Raw genomic sequence first — 21,278 nt, forward strand, 5'->3', positions numbered from 1 at the left:
CGGCCCTCAACTTTAAGCACCTGGAATTGAATACTATCTTTAGTTTGCTTTTGCAAACGCATGTATGCCCATGCTATATTAAATATCGAGTCGTGATCGAACTGCATGGGCGCATTGCCCCAGGTTTTATTGACCGGGTTATAAATATTTACAGAATCGTCATTCAAGAATTTAAAGCGCCACTCCGGTTGCAGCTGGTAACCGTATTCACTAAAGGCTATGCCATTTTTAAAGGTGCGTTTTACTTCGGTGAAACTTTTGCCCCAATGCTGTTTAAAAGTAGGCTTTACTGATTTGTCGCTTTCAATAGTGCGATAAACCTTGCCTTTTTCTGGGCCGCCATTACAGGAAAGAATACAAGCCGTTGCAATTGAAATGATAATTATGCGCGATAAGATGCCGCGAAGAAAAAATGTATCCATAAATGTGTTGCAACGGCGAATATAAAACATTGGCTCAAACCTGATTGGCTATATAATGAATAACCTTAGGCTATTGTTTAATTTTTTATAATTTTGCAGCGTATTAGACTCGATACTATACTTTCCTGTAGTGTAACGGTAGCACACCAGACTCTGACTCTGTTAGTAGTGGTTCGAATCCATTCAGGAAAACGTGTAAATCACAAACATAAAAAGCCGGATCTATAGTCCGGCTTTTTTATTGACTTGGTCGTTCTGAAAAAATGTTCAGTAATTATTTTTTTAGCTCCGTTTGGTAAAGCACTTTGCCTGCCGCATTTATAGCCTGCACGTTAATTTTTTCGTTGTTTACCGCAAAGTACATAAAGCCGTGGTCTGACGCCTGGAAGCGGCTGTATGGTATGCCTTCAAAAACCGGGGTAAGCTCAGATCCTGCCCCGGAGATAAACTGGTGAGTAAGCCCTTCAGGTTTTAAGTGCTGCAGGGAATGATCATGCCCCGACAGGTACACATCGATTTTATATTTCGCCAGTACCGGTCCGAGTTTTTCGCGAACGGTTAGGGTATCATAATTTTTTATGCGGGGACCTACCGTATAATAGGGGTGGTGGCCCACAATTATTTTCCATTTAACATCTGCCGATGCGTTTTTCAATTGTTCATCAATCCATATCATCTGCTTATCAACCTGCGATTTTTTTTCGGGGTGCAGCATCGGGTCCGTATCGATCATCAGCATCAGTAACTTTTCGTTTTTGCTGCCGAGCTTAAATTGTTTGGCATAATACAAAGCCGGCATACACCATCTTCGGCTTACTTTGCTGTAACGAACCTGCACCTCTGGTTCCGATCCATAATCGTGGTTGCCCAAAACGGGGTACCAATCGCATTGTAAAGAATGTGCCGTGTAAATATTCTCGAAAGAATAATGCCAAAGCGGATCCATCTCGCTTACTACACCACGCGGATAAAAATTATCACCTACAGATACCACAAAGTCATTAGGGTTGTTTACAGCCCATAACCCCATTTGCTTAGCTACCTCTGTCTGATCGTACTCGCCGTTACGGCCCCAATCGCCAACCGCAATAAAATGTACGTTATACTCATCTTTTAAAAACGACGGAGATAGGTCATCACTGTCTAAATGGGTTACGCCGTTATTGTCGGCCAGGGAAATAAGCGGATTAACCAACGAAGCACCCAAGGTGGTTAGTGCTGTGTTTTTAATAAAGTTTCTGCGTTTCATAATGTTCAGTGATATAAATTGTTGGCGACTGACGGTATAAACTATAAAAAGCCGGGACATTAGCGCCGGCTTCAGTAAAGATATATACAATTATTTTGCTTTGCTGAAAACCGGATTCATCCTGAAATAGGTACCATCAGCAAAACTGATCTTGTAATCTGATTTAAAATGAGTGCTTGGACGGTAATAGTCGGTTGAAATGATTTGGGCTCCAGATCGCATAGCCGCTTCGAAACTGGTTTTATCATTTAAACGTGCTTCCTGTGTATCACTATCAGCACGGGTGCGGATGATGTAACCTTTTTTTACCAATGCAGAAATTTCTGCCAGTTGTTTTTTAGCGTCGTTTAGCACATAAATAGCCGCCTCGGGCGTGCCGGGCCTGGCGTTTATAAAAAGCACGCGTCCCTTTAGTGACGGGTGGCCTTTGACATATTCCAGATTTTTAGGTGCCGGCTCATCCAGTAAGAAGATGAATTTGCCCTTAGCCTGTTTTAGGGCAGGCCAATTTTTATGCAAAACGGCTTGCTCAAGCGTTTTGTATTTTCCGCGTACGTCATCAGGGCGTATCACGTGGTCAAAGCCCAGGTTATCGGCTATTTCTTTATCCAGCTTATCATAAATTGCCGGGTTGAATTTATCAGGTATGGTAAAGCCGGGCCTTTTCATCGCCTCGTCTTTAGTATTCATGGTAATGTAAATAGGGTTATGATCGGGGTGTGTATCAGACCATTTCTTTAACTCTTGCAGGCAGAGTGCAAAAGTGGCGCAATTGCTGCGATAGTCTATATCCTGAATGTGAAAAACTTTAAATCCTGGCTTGGTCATCAGTTTTTCCGTATCGTAAGCAGGCTGTCCAGGTGCCCAATCCAAACCTTTAGGGTGGGCATATTTACCGCCGGCTGTATCAGCATATACATCTATCTCCAGATCGAGCAAACCCATGTCCAATTGCTGGGTCAGGCTGATGTGCTCGTAATCGATCTTGGTCATTGCCAGTGAATCTGATTTTTGCAGCAGCTTAAAAAGCTTAGGGTCAATGGCCTTTTTGTAGCTGTTATGCGAGCCGATAACCTGCACTTGGTTTATAGGGGTGTTATCACCAGGGCCAGTCAGTTTATTTACAGGTAGCAGCGCTATAACTAGTAAACCGTAAATCGCTTTCATATTATTTATATTAAAACAGCCGGCTTTTGGCCGGCTGTTTATGATGATTAATAACCCGGGTTTTGAACCAGGTTTGGATTGGTTTTTAACTCTGTAGATGGTATTGGGAATAGCCTTCTTGTAGGATCGGTATTCATTTTCAATACGTCATTTGGCAACGGGTATTCCGTTTCAAACTGTCCGAAACGGATTAGATCATTACGGCGCCATGCTTCCCACGAAAGTTCACGGGCACGCTCATCTAACACGCCCTGCAAATCTACACTTGATGCCAATTGCGCACCAGAACGTGCACGCAGCTTGTTGATCAACGTAAGCGGGGTTTGTGCATCACCATTAATAGTAGTTGGTGTGGCACCGCGTAAAATTGCTTCGGCCTTCATCAAATACACGTCGGCAAGCCTTAATACGGGCACATCATTACCATTTAAGCGGGTTGCCTGTATAATCTGTGGATCCGGGTAGTATTTTAAAGAACGAATACCTTCGGCCTGGCTGGCAGTGGTATTACCTAAATCCATAGGTTTACCGGGCACCAGTACCAGCTGCGGAGTAATAACGATTTGCGTGGTTGTACTTGGGTAGTAAACCGGTTGATTGGTAAAACCTCCGTTACCATCCGGGTAAAATTGCGGGCCAACTAACCAGGTTTTTGTACGGAAATCGTTAGGAATGTTAAAGCGGTTGTAGAACTCTGGTGTGGTGCTCATTGCAATACTTAAGCCAACATTAAACCCGTACGCATTCACCAGGTAGTAAAAGAAACCGAAACGGGTAAACTGGTTGCCCGGTATCTGCTGATCGTAAGGGATAGCGAAGATCGTTTCGTTTATCTGCGGGCCGTTGTTTGGTAAAAAGATGTCGCGGTACTTAGCATCTAACGAGTAATTGGTATTCCGCTGTACACTGTCGGCCATAACAACCACATCCTGGTTGCGGGTAGTGCCATTATAAACAGGTGCGTTTAAGTACATTTTGGCAAGCAACGCAAACGCCATTCCCCTGGTAGGGCGGCCATATTGCTGCGTGTTTGTGGCCAGGTTGCCGGTTTTAGCAGGCAACTGCGGTAACACCGCTTTTAATTCACTTTCAATAAAATCGAAAACCTTAGCGCGTTTTTCTGTAGCAGGCGGCGTATTTACCGGGAAAGTAGTAATGATAGGCACGTTACCGTAAGTATCCATCATAAAGAAGTAATACAATGCGCGCATGGCCCTGATTTCGGCTGTGTAGGACGCTTTTACGGCTGCAGGTGAGTTAGCAGCATCAATAACGGTTAACAGGCGGTTACAGGTGTTTATACCGCTAAAGCCCCACTGCCATATCCCGGTAACGTTAGGGTGGTCAAAGGTCCAGGTATGGTAATGCAGCTGGCGGTACTGGCCACCATCGTCAAAGTTACCATCGCGCGCGGGGATGATAGCCTCATCTGTAGACAGCTCCTGCATCCTCCAGTAATTTACTGCAAAGCTTGATGAAAGGTTAGAGTACATGGTACCCGTTAGCGCATTGTAATCTGCCGCTGTATTTGGGAAGTTAGATTTTACGTACTGTGACTCGACAGGTACATCTAACTTGGTGCAGGAGCTAATGGTAGCTATAGCCACACATCCTGCTAGAAATGAATATATCGTTTTCATGTTAATATCTCTTTTTTTAATTAATTAAAATGACGCGTTCAGGCCAAATAAGAATGTGCGTGTTTTTGGGTAATAGTTGTTATTATCAATACCCGGTGTTAAACCACCAATGTTGATCTCCGGATCGATACCCTTGTACTTGGTGATCACAAAAAGATTGTTGGCCGATGTATACAAGCGGATTGATTTGATAGCAGCTATCCTTGGTTTGATGGTATAACCCAAAGTAGCGTTATCCATACGCAGGTAAGCGCCGCTTTCCAGGAAACGGTCTGATATCAGGTAAGCGTTGATGTCCTTATAAGATTCGCCCAGTGTAAAGCTTGGAATGTTTTGCAATCTCGCGTCGGCAGGGTTGTTAAGGTTAGCCAGTGTTGCGTTCAGGATTTTGTTACCGGTTACGCCACGGATAAGGAAGTTAAAATCAAAGTTCTTGTAGTAGAAACTGTTGGTCCAGCCGTAAATAAGTTTTGGCTGGGCGCTGCCTGCTACACGCTGATCGGTAGTAAGCGGCTGTGTAGCTATAGTAGCTCCAGCTGCATTTTGGTAAGTACTTACGCCATTTGCATTTTTACCGGCGTAATGCCATAAATAAAACGTACCAATTGGCTGGCCCGGCTGTACAATTTGGCTATAGTTACCCGACTGGCCTTTACCACCTAACTGTGCGGTATAGAAAGATGGCAGGTTAAACTGACCGTTTGATAAGCTTTCTACTACGTTCTTGTTATGAGATACGTTTGCAGATGTTTTCCAGGTGAATGAGTTTGATTTAACAGCAGTTGCACTTAATACAACCTCGATACCTTTGTTGCTGATCTTGCCCGCATTTGCAGTAATTGTGCTGGTAAAGTATTGCGTTAAAGATACCGGGTACTGATCGTAGATCAGATCTGATGTTTTTTTGATGTAGTAATCAACCGAACCGGTGATGCGGTTTTGGAACAAGCCAAAATCCAAACCGATGTTGGTAGTAGCAGTGCTTTCCCATTTCAGATCAGGGTTCTCGTTACGCACTGGGCCAATGGCATTGGTAACATTTCCGTTTGATACAAATTTACTGCTATTTTGAGTTCCGTAGATCAGGATAGAAGAGAAGGCATCAAAACCAACGCTGTTACCAGATTTACCGTAACCTGCCCTCAGTTTCAAATCGCTGAAAACAGGTAGGCTTTGCATAAAGTCTTCACTGATGATTCTCCATCCAACTGATGCTGCCGGGAATAAACCATAGCGGTGGTTAGCACCAAATGCTGATGAACCATCATCACGTAATGATGCCTGTACTAAATATTTATCATCAAACTGGTATTGGGCACGGCCGTAATATGATATCAACCTTAAAGTTGAAATAGGTGCATTATCAAAAGCGATCTGCGATACCGATGCCGGGTTAGACAAAAATATGTTGTTGTAAGCCAGGTTGTCGTTGCTGAAGTTTTGGGTTTGTACGCCAAAACCATCATTGTTTTTATTTTGCTGATAAGAATAACCCGCCAATAACTTGAGGGAGTGGCGGCCAAATTCTTTATCATAATTCAGGTATGATTCGATAATGTTGTTGGTATTAAGTACCGATGTACGGCGGGCAACACCATTCAAATTTACCGCTAAGCCCGATTGACTGTTCAGATAACTATTATAGTTATACTGGTCGCGCTGTTGTGAAGCGCTGATGGTGAACTTTAGACCGCTTAAGATATCAATCTGTACAATACCATTAATTAAGGTTTTGTTATCATTGCTTTTGATAGTATTATTATTAAGCAATGATAAAGGGTTTAACGGCCCGCTTCCTGTACGGGTAAAGTTTTCTTTATAAGTACCGTCTGGGTTGAATGGGCCTACAGTTGGCAGGTAAAATAACATAGCCGGCAGTACGCTACCCTGAAAAATATCATTACTAACCGAGTTACTGTTAGTTAAATTAAGGTTTAGCCTTAAACGGTTTTGAAAAAAGCGTTGGTTTACGTAACCACGATAAATGGTACGCTCTAACGATGTGCGTTTAAGTACCCCGTTGTTTTTAAAGTAGTTTACGCTTGCACCGTACTCCGCATTGTTACCGGCACCGTTATAGCTTAGATTATGATTTTGTGAGTAGCCTCTTCTTTCAACCATATCCTGCCAGTTGGTATTAGACCCATCATCATCCAGCGGTTTTACAAGTGGTGCAACACCGTTATCAGCCAGATATTTACGCAGTTGGTCGCCGGTAAGCATATTTATCTTTTTAGATACATCTTGCATAGTGGCATAAGCGCTGTATGATAAGTGGTTTTGGCCGGCTTTAGCTTTTTTGGTAGTTATGATAATCACACCATTTGCCGCACGCGAACCATAAATAGCGGTTGATGATGCATCTTTCAGCACATCAATGCTTTCAATATCTGTTGGGGCAAGCACATCAATGGATGCACCCGGCACACCGTCTATAACGTAAAAGGGCTCTTGCGCGCCGCCTGTTGTGCGTATGGTTGACGGGCCGCGTAGCACAACTGATGGTGCCTGGTTAGGGTCGCCGCTTTTAGTGATATTTAAACCGGCTACCTTACCTTGCAGCAACTCTGCAGGGGTAGTAGTGGCACCAATATTAAACTCTTCAGATTTTAATGTTGTGATAGCGCCTGTAACATCTTTTTTGCTGGATGTACCGTAGCCGATAACTACAACATCTTTCAGTTGTTTAGCATCCGGAGACATGTTGGCATTAATAGTATTGTCTGAGCCGATTATGACGTCTCTCTGCAAATAGCCAACAGAAGTAAACCTCAGGGTGGTACCATTTGTATTAACAGTTATAACATATGCACCTTTTGCATCCGTCATAGCACCAATGCTGGTACCTACAACTACTACTGATACGCCTGGTAAAGGCTCGTGTCTTTCATCAGTAACTGTACCTCTGATTGTCCTGGAGGTTTGCGATAACGCCGGCGACACGCTGAAAATGACAGCACAGATCAGCAATAGAAATTGCCTGGAGTGATGCGTGCCAACATTACAAAAACGCTGGTAAATTTGTTTCATAAATAGTGTTGTTAAGTTTTGGGGATAAAGTTTGTGTTGAATTAATTGCAAAGTAACGCCAGTGTTGTTATCATAATATCAATTGAATATTAGATTATCAGTGATTTTTGCAAGTAGTTTCTGTTAAGAGGTAAACTGCTTGCTGCCGGTTAACAGTCTGTTAACATGTAGTTTACACCATTTGGTTGTAAGATGTTCAATGCGATGCCGGTAATACTAAACCCGCAAGGAAATAACGATTTCCTAAAGATGGGTTTATATGCACTGTTTATCATTGAGCGCTGATGCAAACGGCCGTAAAGGCACCGGATAAGAATAATGGCATCAGTAACTTTCAATATGATAACTCACACCAAAACATCTTTTCTGCTCGGTTGCATTGCCGGAGCAACTTTATTGATTTTATCGCAGGCGTCATTCGGCCAGGCTAAACACGTTAACCCGTGGACTGCGAAAAAAATGGCTGAGATCTCGCCGCTTGCCAGCCTCACCGATGGTGTATGGCTTAAAGGCGAGTTGCATGTACATTCCCGCCACAGTAAAGAGTCGTCTAATAACCCTATCTCCAAGATTCTTGCTTTTTCAAGGTCGGCAGGGATAGATTTTGTTTGTATTACAGATCATGATAACCATGTAGATGGCGATGTTGCGCATAATACCTGGGCAGACCCGGAATTTAAATCTGATTCTATTTTACTGCTGTATGGCGCAGAATGGACAACCACCCGCGGACATGGAAATGTATTTTCGGCAAAACCTTATGACCATCAACTACTGTACGATGTGCGCGATCAGCGCGATGTAACCATCGGGACAGTAAAAAATAAGCTGGGCGTTCACCTATCGGCCAATCATCCAAGCGGAAAGGACAATTTCGGATACTCGTACGATCTGGTTCAATCCATCGAAGTTTGGAATTCGGTACTGTGGGCCAAAAATGCTAACGCGATAATGATTTGGGATGATATGCTATCGTCTGGAAGGAAACTAACCGGCCGTGGTGGGAGCGATGCGCATCACGGCATCCCGGAAAGCCCTGATAAAGTAACTAAAAACAGTAACGAGGCAAAGGTAAATTACGTGGGGACACCAACTACCTGGGTTTACGCCAAAAAAAGAACGTCACAAGCTGTTATCGATGCCTTAACTAATGGCAGGGTAGCTATCAGTTCTAACCCGTATGCACCTCGGGTTGAATTTTATGCGGATCTAAATAACGATGGAAAAATGGATATGATGATGGGCGATAACGCTAAATCAACCGGCAAACCTGTAAAATTTCAGATCAGGTTGTCAGCTGCCACTTTTCCGGACGGAGACTATACGATCACTGTTATTAAAAATGGAGGTAAATTAAATACTTACACTGTTACAGGTAAACAGCCGCTGGCCGAGTTTACCGATACGCCGGCAGAAACAGGGCGCACTTACTATCGTGTTACGGTAGAAGGGCCACAAACGCCATACCCACAATTACCTGCATGGGCTGCAATCAGCGGGAACATGGTTGGCTTGTCAAATCCTATTTGCTTTAATTTCGACCCTAACTTTTAATTTTAGGCTTACTTAATTAGTGAAAACAAGGTATTTGTCTTACGTTAAGATAGTATAAGCTTTTTGTAAAATCAAAAGTTGGCCTAAACTTAAATGTGGTATGCTTGTTTGCAGGTAAACACCGCATTTTGAAACTAAAGCACATCCATTTTATCATTAACCCGGTTTCCGGTAAGGAAGAACCCATCTTGTCGTATATCAACAAAGCGATGTATGATTCCAAATTGGAATGGGATGTATCTGTCACAAAAAAACACGTAAGCGCCAGCAATATCGCAGCTAAGCTTATCGGCAAGACGGATGTGGTGGCCGTTTACGGGGGTGATGGGTGCGTAACCGCCGTTGCCTCAGCGTTGCATGGCACTAATACGCCAATGGCGATCATTCCTGGGGGTACTGCTAACGTAATGGCGAAAGAACTTGGAATACCTATCGACACAACAGAAGCTCTTGCCATATTGACTAAGGGCAAGCATAAGATAAAAGCGATAGATATGGGCCTGGTGAACGGTCATCCGTTTTTGTTGCGGGTAAACCTGGGGATAATGGCCGATATGGTAACTGAGGCGGACCGGGGTCTGAAAAATGCTATCGGCCAGCTGGCCTATGGAGTTACAGCAGTGCAAACTGTTGCTAAGGCCAAACGTGTAGACTATAAAATTAACATCGACAATGAGGAAATTAAATGTGCCGGTGTCGCCCTGACGGTAACCAATTCAGGCAATATGGGGATCGGGGATTTTGCCATGCAACCCGGTATAAGCATTACAGATGGGCTTTTAGATGTGATCCTGATGAAGGAAAGCAGCATCGGGTCGCTTTTAAAAGTTGCAGGCAGCGCCCTTTTGCAGCAGGATACTGAAGCCTTACAACATTGGAAGGCAAAAAAGGTAACCATTAGCATGGCCGAAAAACATTCATTTATATGCGACGATACAGAATTGAAAGCCAGCAAATTGAAAATTGAAGTTGTGCCCAAGTCTATTTTAATTGTGTTACCAAAATAATTTTTATGCTCACCAAGATCAAAAGCCTGTTTAAACTTAGCGGCCTTTTTTTGCAGTATAATTACGATAATATTTACCGTGTTGTATTTGGGATGCCCCGTCTTAAGCGCTGCCAGATAACAGCAAACTTGTTTTTGGGCAGCCAGTACAACAGGGTGGGGCTGCGTAAAATGAAGGCGCTTGGCATTACCGCCATCATCAATATGCGGATGCACTCCGTATATTCCGAAGCGCAGTACGAGGGTTTCCATTACCTGCATTTACCAACCCCCGATAATACACCGCCACCTTTGGAAGTTTTGATAAAGGGTGCCGACTTTGCCGATGCCGAGATCAAAAACGGGGGCAAAGTATACATTCATTGCCGGCAGGGTCTTGGCCGCGGGCCTACAATGACCATCGCTTACCTGCTTAAGACCGGCCTTACGGTTGATGACGCCATCACACTGATTAAGAAAACCAGAACCTTTATTAATCCGCGCCCCGGCCAGATTGAACGGCTGCGTGAAATGGAAAATTATTACCGACAACAGCCTGCCGCAGATAATGGTTAGCGTATTTGCAACCAGATATGCTAAGGTCGGGTAACATTAAACAAACGATTTGTTAATGTTAAATACAGTTTTGGCACCGGCAAAATGTAGTAATTTGATATATAGCTGGTACCTAAAATATGCAAATGCTTTTAAATTTTATTTCGTTGCCATTCATCGGCGAGATCCCGCTAAGTAATGGGTTGCTTGTCGTTTTTTTATTGTGTCTGTTAGCTGTTGTAGGCTTCGAATTTGTAAATGGTTTTCACGATACCGCAAATGCCGTTGCCACAGTAATATATACCAAGGCGTTAAAGCCGGTTTACGCAATTCCATGGTCGGGTTTATTCAATTTTTTGGGTGTTGCCTTGGGTGGCATCACCGTAGCTATGGGGATCTTAAAACTGGTGCCCCTAAATGAGCTAATGGCGCTCCCTGTTGCTGTCGGAGCCTGTATGGTGCTGGCTATTCTGCTGGCATCTATCGTTTGGAATTTAGGTACCTGGTACCTGGGTATTCCCTGCTCCAGCTCGCATACGCTTATTGGTGCAATGATCGGCGCCGGCCTGGCGTTCAGATGGTACTATGGCGGCAGCGGCGTTAATTGGGAAAAGGCCGAAGAGATTGGTTTGTCATTGATATTATCACCCATACTTGGCTTTGGTGCCGCAGCTTTATTAATGTATTTTTTGATCCATGTACTTAAATCAACGGCCTTGTTCCATATCCCGCATGGTGAAGACGACAGGCCGCCGCTCCTTATTCGCGCGCTGCTGATCACTACCTGTACACTGGTTAGCTTTTTTCACGGTAGTAACGATGGACAAAAGGGAGTAGGGTTGTTAATGCTGATTCTGATTGCATTTATGCCGGCCAAATTCGCGATAGACCATGCCGTAAGCGACGATAAAATATTAGCAGCACTTAACCAAACCGAGCTGGTTATCAAACACCACACAGCATCGCCGACAGAATTGCAAAAAATTGGTGAAGCTATAGCCGTGGCAAAAAGACAGTTGCCCGACAAGAGTAAAAATGCTTTTAAATTCCGCAGGCAGGTGCAAACGATCAAGCACGAAATTGATGTTATTGCTAAGGCAGATCAGCGGAAAATATCTGAGGCCGACCTTGACATCTTACATAAAGAATCTGACAAACTAAATGCCGTAACCGATTTTGCGCCCATTTGGGCAATCGCCTTGATCTCCCTTTCATTAGGTATCGGTACCATGATCGGCTGGAAACGCATTGTGGTTACCATTGGCGAAAAGATAGGTAATGAGCACCTTAACTACGCCCAGGGTGCCAGCGCCGAAATTGTTGCAGCTTCCACTATCGGGTTAAGTACTGCGTTTGGTTTGCCTGTAAGTACTACGCATGTATTATCAAGCGGTATAGCAGGTGCCATGGTAGCATCGGGTGGTAAAGGCAACTTAAATAACAACACCCTTAAAAATATTGCCATTGCCTGGTTGCTTACCTTGCCGGTTGCCATTATTTTGGCTATATTGTTGTTCATGCTTTTTCATTTGTTTATTTAGACCCTGATACTTAAAATGAAACAAATACTGGTTGCTACAGATTTTTCGCCAAGTGCTTCAAACGCAATGGAATATGCTTTAGGGCTTGCTGTTTTGCTAAAGTTGGAAATATGCGCTATACACGCAATTCACCCAACAGAAGGCATAAACAACAGTACTTACAACGCTATATTTATTGAAGACTATTACAACAATAAACGCCATGCGTTAACTGAATGGGCCAGCCGCCACGCGGAAAAAGAGGAATATAAGCACCTAAAGATTACAACGCTTTGCGATGTTGGTTACCTTAAAAATGTGATCACCAAATACATCAAGAAACATCCTGTGGAGCTGCTGGCGATGGGCGTAACCGGCGCTACCGGCATCCCGGGCATTGTTGGCAGTAACGCCAGTATGATGGTTACCAAAGTAAAGGTACCAACGCTCATCATCCCGCTGGAAAGTAAATTCCCGGAGAAGCCGGCCATTACCCTGGCTACCGACCATGAAACGCGCCTTTCTGCAGAGGATGTAAACGCCTTGAACGAAATTGTGAAAGCTTTTAACCTGCAGCAAATGCAGGTGCTGTATGTAGACGGCTCGTCGGATGAGCAGTATATTGCCACCGGCGAAGAAAAACTTAAGAAACTGATCAGGCATACCACTTTGCATTTTAACAACCTCCAGGATACTACGCCTATTGCCGGTATCATGAATTTTGTTGAAAAGAGCCAAACCGATATCTTATGCCTGGTAAAACACCATCATAATGTGATTTACCGCCTGTTTAATCGCAGCACGGTGAACCAGGTGATGAACCGGTCGGTTAAGGCTATTCTGGTACTGCACGAATAATTACTTCATTAGCGTGTTTGCGCATAACGTTAACAATAAACGGGCGTTTACTTTACATACCGGACTTATTTTTACCGTATGTCGATTATAAGCAGGGCTGATGTAATAGCCGCTACAGGTACCGTTCACTTTCCGGCCGTCGCTTCCCTTTTAATGCGGGTGATGAAGATTGATGCCTTTAATCAGATGATGCGTAGTGCCGAGGCGCTGGAAGGCGTTGCTTTTACCCAATACGCACTCAACTACCTTGGTATAAATATCGAGATTGATCCTGCAGGCATTGCCAACATCCCTGCTGATGGCGCTTTTATAGCAGTCGCCAATCATCCTTACGGCGCGGTTGAATCTTTGGCATTACTCAGCCTGCTGGTGACTAAACGGCCGGATACCCTTTTTATGGGAAATTTTCTGTTAAAGCGCGTGCCACACCTGGCACAGTACATCATCGGTGTAAACCCATTTGAAAGCTTAAAGGATTCATCAAGCATCAGCGGGTTAAAAACCACTTTGCAAAAGCTTAAATCCGGCACACCGGTTGCAATATTTCCCGCCGGCGAGGTATCAGCCTATGATTTTAAAACCCAAAGCGTTACTGATAAACAATGGCACCCGGTAGTTGGTAAACTCATTGCAAAAGCTAATGTACCGGTGCTGCCAATTTATTTCCACGGCAGTAACGGCCTGGTGTTTAGTTTGCTGCGCTACATTCATCCGTCCTTACAAACAGCCATGCTGCCTGCCGAATTATTTAACAAAAAGGGGATGACACTGCGCATCAGCATCGGTAAGCCCTTCTATCCGGATGCGGTTTGTACAGAAAAAAATCAAGGCGATATACTTTCTTTCACGCGGGAGCAAACATATTCCCTTAAAGAAAAGCATAACTAATTGGCGGCAGCTATACCAGGTAGTTTACATACTTATCATTAAAAGTGCCATCGTCATAAAGGTCAATAATGCCGTAACCGGGCGCTGTTTCACGGCGGTTACCTTCCCACCAGGCGCCGCTTACTGCGCCATCGCATATATAAGTTACGTTATTGTATTCAACCCGGTCCTTGAGGTGAATATGGCCGCTTAAGCACAGCTTAACATTTGGGTGTTTATAAAAGAGTTTGATAATTTTAGAAGTGTCGGTGTGCATGTCGCCGCCAAGCATTTGCCATTTGTTTACAATATCATCCTCTATCATCAGTGTTGCAGTTAAAATTGGTATGTGCGACATCACTAATATTGGCACACTTGCATCCGTGGCTTTTAGTTCATCCTCAAGCCATTTAAACTGTTCGTCACCCAACTTACCAATATACCACGTGCCGTCGATATCCAGGTGGACGCTATCCAGTATAATAAATTTCCAGCCGGCTTTGATAAAGCTGTAATAAGGCAACGATAGCTTCAACTGATCTAAGCTATATTTTTTTCCATAGATAGCCTGGCCCCTGGTATTTTCATTCCACCAAATATCATGGTTACCCAGGCAGTATTGTACCGGGATACTGCACTCATCTTTCATGATACCGTTCATTAGCTTCCATTGGTCGTTAATAGTGCCAATGTTCTCCTTATTCATATCGAATACGATATCGCCCCCATTTAAGATCAGATCAGGCTTGGGGTTTTGTTGTTGCAGGTGGTGCAGGCATTTCACGAATTTGGCCGGCGCATCAAACTTATTTTTCAGGTGCACATCGGTAATATGCGCAACGCGTAAAACCGGTTTTTTTGCTTTCGCTGCGGCAGCGCCGAAACTGATGGCCGGGGTTAACAGTAACCCACCTATATTTTTTAAAGCTGAGCGTCTTTGCATAGCGTTAGATATTGAGATCGTTTTTCTTTAAATGCTTGCGGTGGTATTTGTGTCCCGGCAGCATTTTTTTCAAATCGTTCTTGTCTTTTTGATTAGTGCGGATGATCCAAAACATTAAACAAAAGGCAATAATTACAAAGCTTAAAGCTAAGGGATAGTTAACATCTGTCATAACAATTGTGCAGATAGATGCAGGCAAAGGGATCGAACCTTTTGTGCTGCCGGCCAGCAACCTGCGTTGCTTATTAAAGCTTGATTGTGATATTATTTTTTAACGGTTTTGATGGCATCACCAACTTCATGGCCAGCATTTGCTTTAAAATCAAAGCCAAGCAACATTGCCATGGTTTGCGCCAATTGTTTGTGATACGTAGTTGTCGCAGTTTTAACCTCGCCGGTTGGCGGGGTATCCGGCCCTATTACGGCAAACCAGGTGTTTTCTGAGCCTTTTACATCAGCGCCGTGGCTTTTCCAGGTGTCTATAGGCGTATCGCCGCGGCCATGGTCGCAGGTGATCAGTAAAGTCGTGTTGTTTTTGTAAAAAGGGTCGGCCTGTATCATGTCCCAAAGCGCTTTGATATAACCATCTTCCTGTTTAGCCCTGTCCAGGTAAAATTTGTAATTGCCGGCATGTGCCATATCGTCCGTTTCATCAAAGGCCATGTACAATACGCGCGGTTTATATTGTTTAATATATTCCTTGCTGAATTCATAGGTGATAAAATCCAAGCGGGTAGAATCTCCAAGATATGGAGGAACGTTGTGCTGTAATTCGTTCAGGTACTTCAGGCGCGGGTTGGCGTCCTGATTCTTCAGGTCGGCATAACCGGAGTGAACCGGCAGGCCCGAACGATTTACATTAAGGATTTGCGGGAAGCGCTCCCACGATGAAAATGCGATAACCTTGCCCTCAAAGCCCTTTTGCTTGTTTATGTATTCCAACACGTTCATATTAGGGTTTACAATAGCGTCGTTCGTGTTCATCCGTTTATCAGGAAACCCTGTAAAGATCTCGTTGTAACCAGGGTAAGAAAAGTGGTAAGGATTAGCAAGCTCATCTTTATTGCCCAGATCGCGGTTGCCGTATAACTGGCCTTGCTTGCCAATAATACTCCACAAAAACGGGAATAATTGTTCGCGGCGCTGCTGCGAAGTTGCCGCCCAGTAATGTTTTTTTACCTCATCTTTATCATTGGTAAAGTTTGAATTGATCATCACCGAATCAGCCCCGCGGAACACCTCCTGCCAGCGCATGCCATCAAGCGTTACGACTATAAGGTTTTTTGTTTTAGTAGTTTGGGCGAATGAACCGGTCACACTTATTGCCGCAGCTATCAATAAAAATATTTTTTTCATGGTAGTATTAAATAAAAAAGAGGGCCGTTTTTTGCGGCCCTCTGGTATAATAATTAGATTATTTCAATATCCACATCAGGCCGTTAATATCATCATTACCACCAAACTGGCTGTCGAGAGCAGCTTTGTAGTTAGCAGCGTTTGACGTACGCTCTGCAGATGGGTATTTAAAGCGCTGTGCAATACGGCCGCCATTACCTGTGCCGGGGCCGGTTGTAAATGTAGGGATGCCGGTACGGCGATAAGTGAAATACGACTCCAGGCCAGAATGTCTGAACAGCGCCAGGTATTTTTGCTGAAGTATACGGTTGATACCGGCTGCGTCAGCCGTGTATTTTACCGTAGCCTGGCTATAATAACTCGCAAAGTTGGCCGCAATGTTAAAGGTATCATAATTGCTTGCACTGGTTACATCTGTCGAACCCGGGCGGTAAAAGTAAGCGGTAAAGCTGCCCGTTTCCGGGATACCATATGAGGCCATAGACGCTTTTATACCGTTTTGGTAGTAAGTTTCGGCATTTGCTCCTGTTGCCCATCCGCGACTGATACCTTCAGCAATGTTAAACATTAACTCAGGGTAACCTATCTGAATGCTTGGTTCGCCTGTGTAAGTTGAGTAAAAGTGCTTACGGTTGATGAACGAATATTTCTGCAAAGCTGCATTATTGTACATCACACCCTGGTCAAGGCCTGCATCGGCACCAACAAATGATGCAAAATCCGTTGCGCTTTTTTTAGCATTGTCAACCAGGTCGCGGGCTGGCTCAGATGTAACAAAAACCCTTGGATCTTTTAACTGGGTAAGTAAACCAACATAAGTTGAAGACATGTTCTTCCTTGAACCGCTTTGACCAAAGTTGTTTGGGTTTTGCGGATAGTAATTGTTTGGCGCTAAAAAGGTGTATTGCAGATTATCTGCAGAACTGCTCATTAACGGGTATTTTGCCGGCGTGTTGATAATATTTGCAAAACGCGTTGTAACCTTAAGGTCAGCATCGGTAGATTTTTTGCTTAACTGCAACAGCAAGCGAATGTTTAAGGCGTTAACCGCTTTTTGCCATTTGCTCAGGTCGTTACCGTAGTAAATATCTCCGGATAAAGTAGCACCGGCACCGGTGCCGCCTACCGTTGGATTTTTTATCAACTGATCAAGATCAGCGTTTGCGCTTTCCAACCAATCAAGCGATTGCAGCATAACGGTTTTCTGCGGGTCGTAAACAGGCTCTAAACCGTCAAGGCCTTTTAATGCCTGAGTCATCGGGATATCGCCCATCTCTAAACTCATTTTGCTGAAGAAATATGCTTTAAAGAATTTTCCCAACGCCTCATAAGGGTTAATGGCTGCACCACCGGTTGCGGCAGCCTGTTGCTCCATCGCTAATACGTTTTTAAGGGTGGTATAATAGTCATCGCCACCACCTAAATCGTAACGGTTATTACCGTAATAGTCATAGTTATACAGATAGTATTGGCTGTATATTTCTTTCTGGCCATCCGGCAAATCGGGCAGGCCGTTTAGCACCCCGTTAAATAACAGTGATGCCGGGACGTTATTCGGTTTGTTTTCGTTTTGGGTGAGTTGGTCAAAACTTTTTTTACAGCTGGTTACACTCAGTAGCATCGCTAACGGTAACACATATATTTTAAATATTTTTTTCATGATTTTACTGCTTATCAATGTTTAGAATGACAGGTTTAGGTTAAGGCCAAAGCTGCGTACGGTTGGCGACTGCAAACCGGTTGATGCTGTTGCATAGTTGTACTGGTCAAGGTCAACGTCTTTGAAGCGTTTATCGCCATAAAAGTATAGCAGGTTACGGCCATATATAGACACCGACGCTTTTGAGATAAACGTTTTGGCAAGCATATCTTTAGGGAAATCATAACCAAGCGTTACCTCGCGCAGTTTGGTGAACGTTTTGCTCATCAGGTTAGATTCGTCAACGTTATAGTATTTACTAACGTAATCCTGCACAAACGCAACCTGTGTGTTAGGGGCATATTGCAAGGCATTGTAATTTAATACCGCGCCTGTATTTGAATCATAGTTAATAGCAGTACCGTTAGATACAACCACACCTTCGCCTACATACGTACCATTGTAGCCTGTTTTACCAAAGTTAGACCAATCCTGGTAGCGGGCGGTTCCCAATGCACCCTCTGCAGTTTCGGCATTTGCGCCACCACGCATGGTTTTGTTATGCATGTAATCGATAATCACACCACCTACAGATCCATCTAACTGCACACCAAGGCTAAAGCTTTTATACTGGAATTTATTGTAGATGCTCCAGCTGAACTTAGCAGTTTCGTTCCCCAAAAACTGAGCAACAGGGTTAGCCAATGGTTTACCGGCAACATCATTAATAATTTTGCCATCCTGCGTACGTACGAATGCGGTACCGTATAATTTGTCGGTACGGTCACCCGCTCTGAAAAAGGTGTTGTAAATGCCCTGGCCGGCAGGTAGTTCTTTATAGATCTCTTTGTAAGTAGCAATGTTGGCTAAAACATTCCAGCTAAAACCTTCGGGGTTTTGGAATACCGAACCGCTTACCGAACCTTCATAACCGGTCTTCTTGGTTTTAAGTGCGTTTAAGTACTCAATAGTGTAACCTGTTGCAGTAGAGATAGCGTTAGGCAGGATACGCGGGCCGTCGATATACTGGAACGCGGTACCACTAAAGCCTAAACGGTTTTGCAAGAATTTAATATCAAAACCTTCCTCGTAATTTACGCGGGTTGATGTTTTGATGCCATTTTGATATAAATAATCTGAAGCGTAACCGGCAGTTTGGCTGTTATATGGCTTGCTGGTAGCATAAGATGTATTTAAAGAATAATCAGGGCCGTTGTAAGGAGAGGTATAAGTGCTGCCGTAACCTAACGGGTTGTTAAATAACGATGAGCCGGTGCTGCCACCATATACGGTGATTGAGCTGAATGGGGCAGGGCCAATTGTTGTAGCTGTAGCATCCGAACGGATGTTTGAGAACGATGCGCGGCCTTTTAAGAACGTGATAAAGTCTGGCAATTTAATATAGTCAGATATAACGGTAGCTACTGATAAACTTGGATAGTAGTAAGTTGTTGGTACCTGGAAGGCCGATGATTTATCGATACGGCCGGTGCTCGAAATTGTAGCGTATTTGCCAAAGCTTGCATCTAACGAGTAGTAAGCACTCATTACCCGCATGCCCGAGTTAAAGCTGGTAGCCTGTACCGGATTTTTTGAGTTGCTGAACGAGTAAACGCCCGGTACATTCAAATAATCTGTTGATGCCCAGTTTGAGTTATAAGACAGGTTACGCATGTTACCACCAATTAAACCGGATAAGTTCAGGAACTTTTTAACAGTATAATCGTAGTTCAGCATCACCTCGGTATTGTTGTCAAACAAGTCGCGGCGGTCTTCGCGGTAATCACCTTCATTACCTTCACGACCGTAAGGGTGGGCAGAGAACGGCATTTTTTCGGTACGCAGGATATTGTAAGTATCTACCTGCGAGCGTACAGTAGCATTCAGGTTATTGTTGATCTTGTAGTTTGCTAATAAGTAGCCGGTGGTATTGGTTTTATAGTGTCCGCGGGTCCATTCTTTTGTCATGAACCATGGGTTATGGTAGCGGGTATACTCTGCAAATTGGCTTTGAATACCTACTTTACCCGGCTGCCATATAGCTTTAATATCGGGCGCGTTAACATCCCAGTCGGCACCTGTCCAAATTGCAAGGTTATAGATCAAGCTGTTTGGGCCATAGCTAACGTCAGGGAAGTTGTCGGTAGTTTGGCGGTTAAAATTAACGTTACCTTCAAATTTCCAGCGTGGGTTTGGATTAAATGACGCATAGATATTTGCATTCGCAATATCCAGGTACTGGTAAGGAATGTAACTGTTTTGATGCTGCTGAGATGCAGATAAACGGATGGTATAATTATCGCCGTTTGATGTTAAGGCGATATTGTTGTTGGTTTGGTAACCTGTGCGCAAAAAGTTATTCAGGTTATTTGCACCACGTGCCGTGTACGGTGTTGCTTGGCGCACGCCATTAATAACAGGGCTATCATATTGTGGTATCAGCTGGCCGTTGAAGAAAGGGCCCCAAATATCGTAATCGGCATCTACACCGCCCGGTGCACCACCTTTACCATCAACAAACTGGTAAAAGGTATTTTCGCCGGCACCGTATGAGTGTTGCACTCTTGGAAACGCTAAAAAGCCTTTATTAATTACCGTACTGCTGTTAACATCTATAGTCAAGCCTTTTTTGCTTTTATTGCCTTTTTTGGTAGTGATCAAAATAGCACCGTATGATGCCCTGTTACCATAAAGAGCGGCAGCCGCAGGGCCTTTAAGCACGGTGTAAGTTTCAATATCATCCGGGCTGATGTTATAGGTATCCGTATTGATAGGGAAACCATCAACTACATACAAGGAGATGGTATTACCACGTATAGCCACATTTGGAGCGCCTAAAAGCTCTGCCGATGGGCCAACAGATAAACCGGCTACTTTACCTATCAAGCCGGTAATAGGGTTTGGGTCGCGAGCCAGGGTTAAGTCGCTGCCTTTTACAGTTGATACCGCATAACCCACGCGGCGTGCATCCTTGTTAACACCTAAAGCGGTTACTACAACTTCATTAAGTTTTTTGTTGTCGCCAACAAGGTTAACCACCATTGATGTACCGGTGCCAATAACAGCTTCCTGAGTCGCGAAACCCAAAAACCTGAACTCGAGCACCTGGCCCGGGCTTGCAGTGATAATAAAGCGGCCATAAACGTCGGTAGTGGTACCCTGGTTGGTTCCTTTTAATACTACACTAACGCCCGGCAGGGGTTGCTTTGTTTCGTCGTTAACGGTACCGGTGATCTTGGTTTGGGCCAAAAGCATCAGAGGCGACAGGCTGCACATCACAATAAGGAGGAGCCGTTTTAAATGTGGGTAAAATTGTGTCATTATTGCTAATAATTAATTTAAGAGATTATAACGCAATAGTAAACTTTGTTTATTATTTGTAAACTAAGTTTAGATTAAGTAAACTTTAAGCGTTTGTTGATTTAGGATTAAGAGAGAAGAGAGCAGGTAATAACCAATTTACATTTCCAGCAAATGGATTTAACATTGCAGT

16 protein-coding genes and 1 tRNA gene are annotated in these 21,278 nt (G+C 43.9%); 7 read left to right on the plus strand and 10 right to left on the minus strand.

Annotation, left to right across the window (positions count from 1 at the left end; all coding sequences use genetic code 11):
* A partial coding sequence (locus ACE5CV_RS05465) for a hypothetical protein (RefSeq protein ID WP_374949157.1) occupies positions 1-422 on the minus strand: 422 nt, incomplete at its 3' end.
* Between the two features lie 121 nt (positions 423-543).
* Here ACE5CV_RS05465 and ACE5CV_RS05470 point away from each other — a divergent pair.
* Positions 544-614, plus strand: a tRNA-Gln gene (locus tag ACE5CV_RS05470).
* A gap of 82 nt (positions 615-696) precedes the next feature.
* On the opposite strand, the gene ACE5CV_RS05475 is transcribed toward ACE5CV_RS05470, so the two are convergent.
* From ACE5CV_RS05475 to ACE5CV_RS05490, 4 genes are all read right to left on the minus strand, one after another.
* Positions 697-1,671 (minus strand): metallophosphoesterase, encoded by a 975-nt coding sequence (locus ACE5CV_RS05475; protein WP_374949158.1) that lies wholly within the window; start codon positions 1,669-1,671, stop codon positions 697-699.
* Between the two features lie 90 nt (positions 1,672-1,761).
* Entirely contained in the window at positions 1,762-2,838 is a 1,077-nt protein-coding gene (locus ACE5CV_RS05480; RefSeq protein ID WP_374949159.1) for a phosphatidylinositol-specific phospholipase C1-like protein, read from the minus strand.
* A gap of 47 nt (positions 2,839-2,885) precedes the next feature.
* Positions 2,886-4,478, minus strand: coding sequence for a RagB/SusD family nutrient uptake outer membrane protein (locus tag ACE5CV_RS05485; protein ID WP_374949160.1), 1,593 nt, complete (start codon positions 4,476-4,478; stop codon positions 2,886-2,888).
* A gap of 24 nt (positions 4,479-4,502) precedes the next feature.
* Positions 4,503-7,508 carry a SusC/RagA family TonB-linked outer membrane protein gene (locus ACE5CV_RS05490; RefSeq protein ID WP_374949161.1) on the minus strand — a complete coding sequence of 1,002 codons (3,006 nt, stop codon included), beginning with the start codon at positions 7,506-7,508 and terminating at the stop codon, positions 4,503-4,505.
* Between the two features lie 339 nt (positions 7,509-7,847).
* Here ACE5CV_RS05490 and ACE5CV_RS05495 point away from each other — a divergent pair, with 339 nt between their 5' ends.
* The 6 genes from ACE5CV_RS05495 to ACE5CV_RS05520 all read left to right on the plus strand — a co-directional run bounded on the left by ACE5CV_RS05495 (position 7,848) and on the right by ACE5CV_RS05520 (position 13,868).
* Positions 7,848-9,062 (plus strand): CehA/McbA family metallohydrolase, encoded by a 1,215-nt coding sequence (locus ACE5CV_RS05495; protein WP_374949162.1) that lies wholly within the window; start codon positions 7,848-7,850, stop codon positions 9,060-9,062.
* Between the two features lie 128 nt (positions 9,063-9,190).
* On the plus strand, positions 9,191-10,069 hold the full coding sequence (locus ACE5CV_RS05500) for a diacylglycerol/lipid kinase family protein (protein ID WP_374949163.1): 879 nt from the start codon (positions 9,191-9,193) through the stop codon (positions 10,067-10,069).
* Between the two features lie 5 nt (positions 10,070-10,074).
* Complete coding sequence (locus ACE5CV_RS05505; protein ID WP_374949164.1) at positions 10,075-10,623, plus strand: dual specificity protein phosphatase family protein; 549 nt, start codon at positions 10,075-10,077, stop codon at positions 10,621-10,623.
* A 125-nt stretch (positions 10,624-10,748) separates the two neighbouring features.
* Positions 10,749-12,143 (plus strand): inorganic phosphate transporter, encoded by a 1,395-nt coding sequence (locus ACE5CV_RS05510; protein WP_374949165.1) that lies wholly within the window; start codon positions 10,749-10,751, stop codon positions 12,141-12,143.
* A 15-nt stretch (positions 12,144-12,158) separates the two neighbouring features.
* Positions 12,159-12,980 carry a universal stress protein gene (locus ACE5CV_RS05515; protein WP_374949166.1) on the plus strand — a complete coding sequence of 274 codons (822 nt, stop codon included), beginning with the start codon at positions 12,159-12,161 and terminating at the stop codon, positions 12,978-12,980.
* A gap of 78 nt (positions 12,981-13,058) precedes the next feature.
* Positions 13,059-13,868, plus strand: coding sequence for a lysophospholipid acyltransferase family protein (locus tag ACE5CV_RS05520; RefSeq protein ID WP_374949167.1), 810 nt, complete (start codon positions 13,059-13,061; stop codon positions 13,866-13,868).
* A gap of 10 nt (positions 13,869-13,878) precedes the next feature.
* On the opposite strand, the gene ACE5CV_RS05525 is transcribed toward ACE5CV_RS05520, so the two are convergent.
* From ACE5CV_RS05525 to ACE5CV_RS05545, 5 genes are all read right to left on the minus strand, one after another.
* The gene (locus ACE5CV_RS05525; RefSeq protein ID WP_374949168.1) at positions 13,879-14,790 is read right to left on the minus strand and encodes a metallophosphoesterase family protein; all 912 of its coding nucleotides are present in this window, start codon (positions 14,788-14,790) and stop codon (positions 13,879-13,881) included.
* A 4-nt stretch (positions 14,791-14,794) separates the two neighbouring features.
* A complete protein-coding gene (locus ACE5CV_RS05530; RefSeq protein ID WP_374949169.1) occupies positions 14,795-14,962 on the minus strand; it encodes a hypothetical protein in 168 nt (55 codons plus the stop codon).
* A gap of 92 nt (positions 14,963-15,054) precedes the next feature.
* On the minus strand, positions 15,055-16,146 hold the full coding sequence (locus ACE5CV_RS05535) for a phosphoglyceromutase (protein ID WP_374949170.1): 1,092 nt from the start codon (positions 16,144-16,146) through the stop codon (positions 15,055-15,057).
* 58 nt (positions 16,147-16,204) lie between these two features.
* Positions 16,205-17,806 (minus strand): SusD/RagB family nutrient-binding outer membrane lipoprotein, encoded by a 1,602-nt coding sequence (locus ACE5CV_RS05540; RefSeq protein ID WP_374949171.1) that lies wholly within the window; start codon positions 17,804-17,806, stop codon positions 16,205-16,207.
* Positions 17,807-17,827: 21 nt separating this feature from the next.
* The gene (locus ACE5CV_RS05545) at positions 17,828-21,106 is read right to left on the minus strand and encodes a SusC/RagA family TonB-linked outer membrane protein (RefSeq protein ID WP_374949172.1); all 3,279 of its coding nucleotides are present in this window, start codon (positions 21,104-21,106) and stop codon (positions 17,828-17,830) included.
* Positions 21,107-21,278: the final 172 nt, after the last annotated feature.

Origin of the sequence: Mucilaginibacter sp. (genome assembly GCF_964263795.1) — a bacterium.
In the GTDB taxonomy this organism is placed as follows: domain Bacteria; phylum Bacteroidota; class Bacteroidia; order Sphingobacteriales; family Sphingobacteriaceae; genus Mucilaginibacter.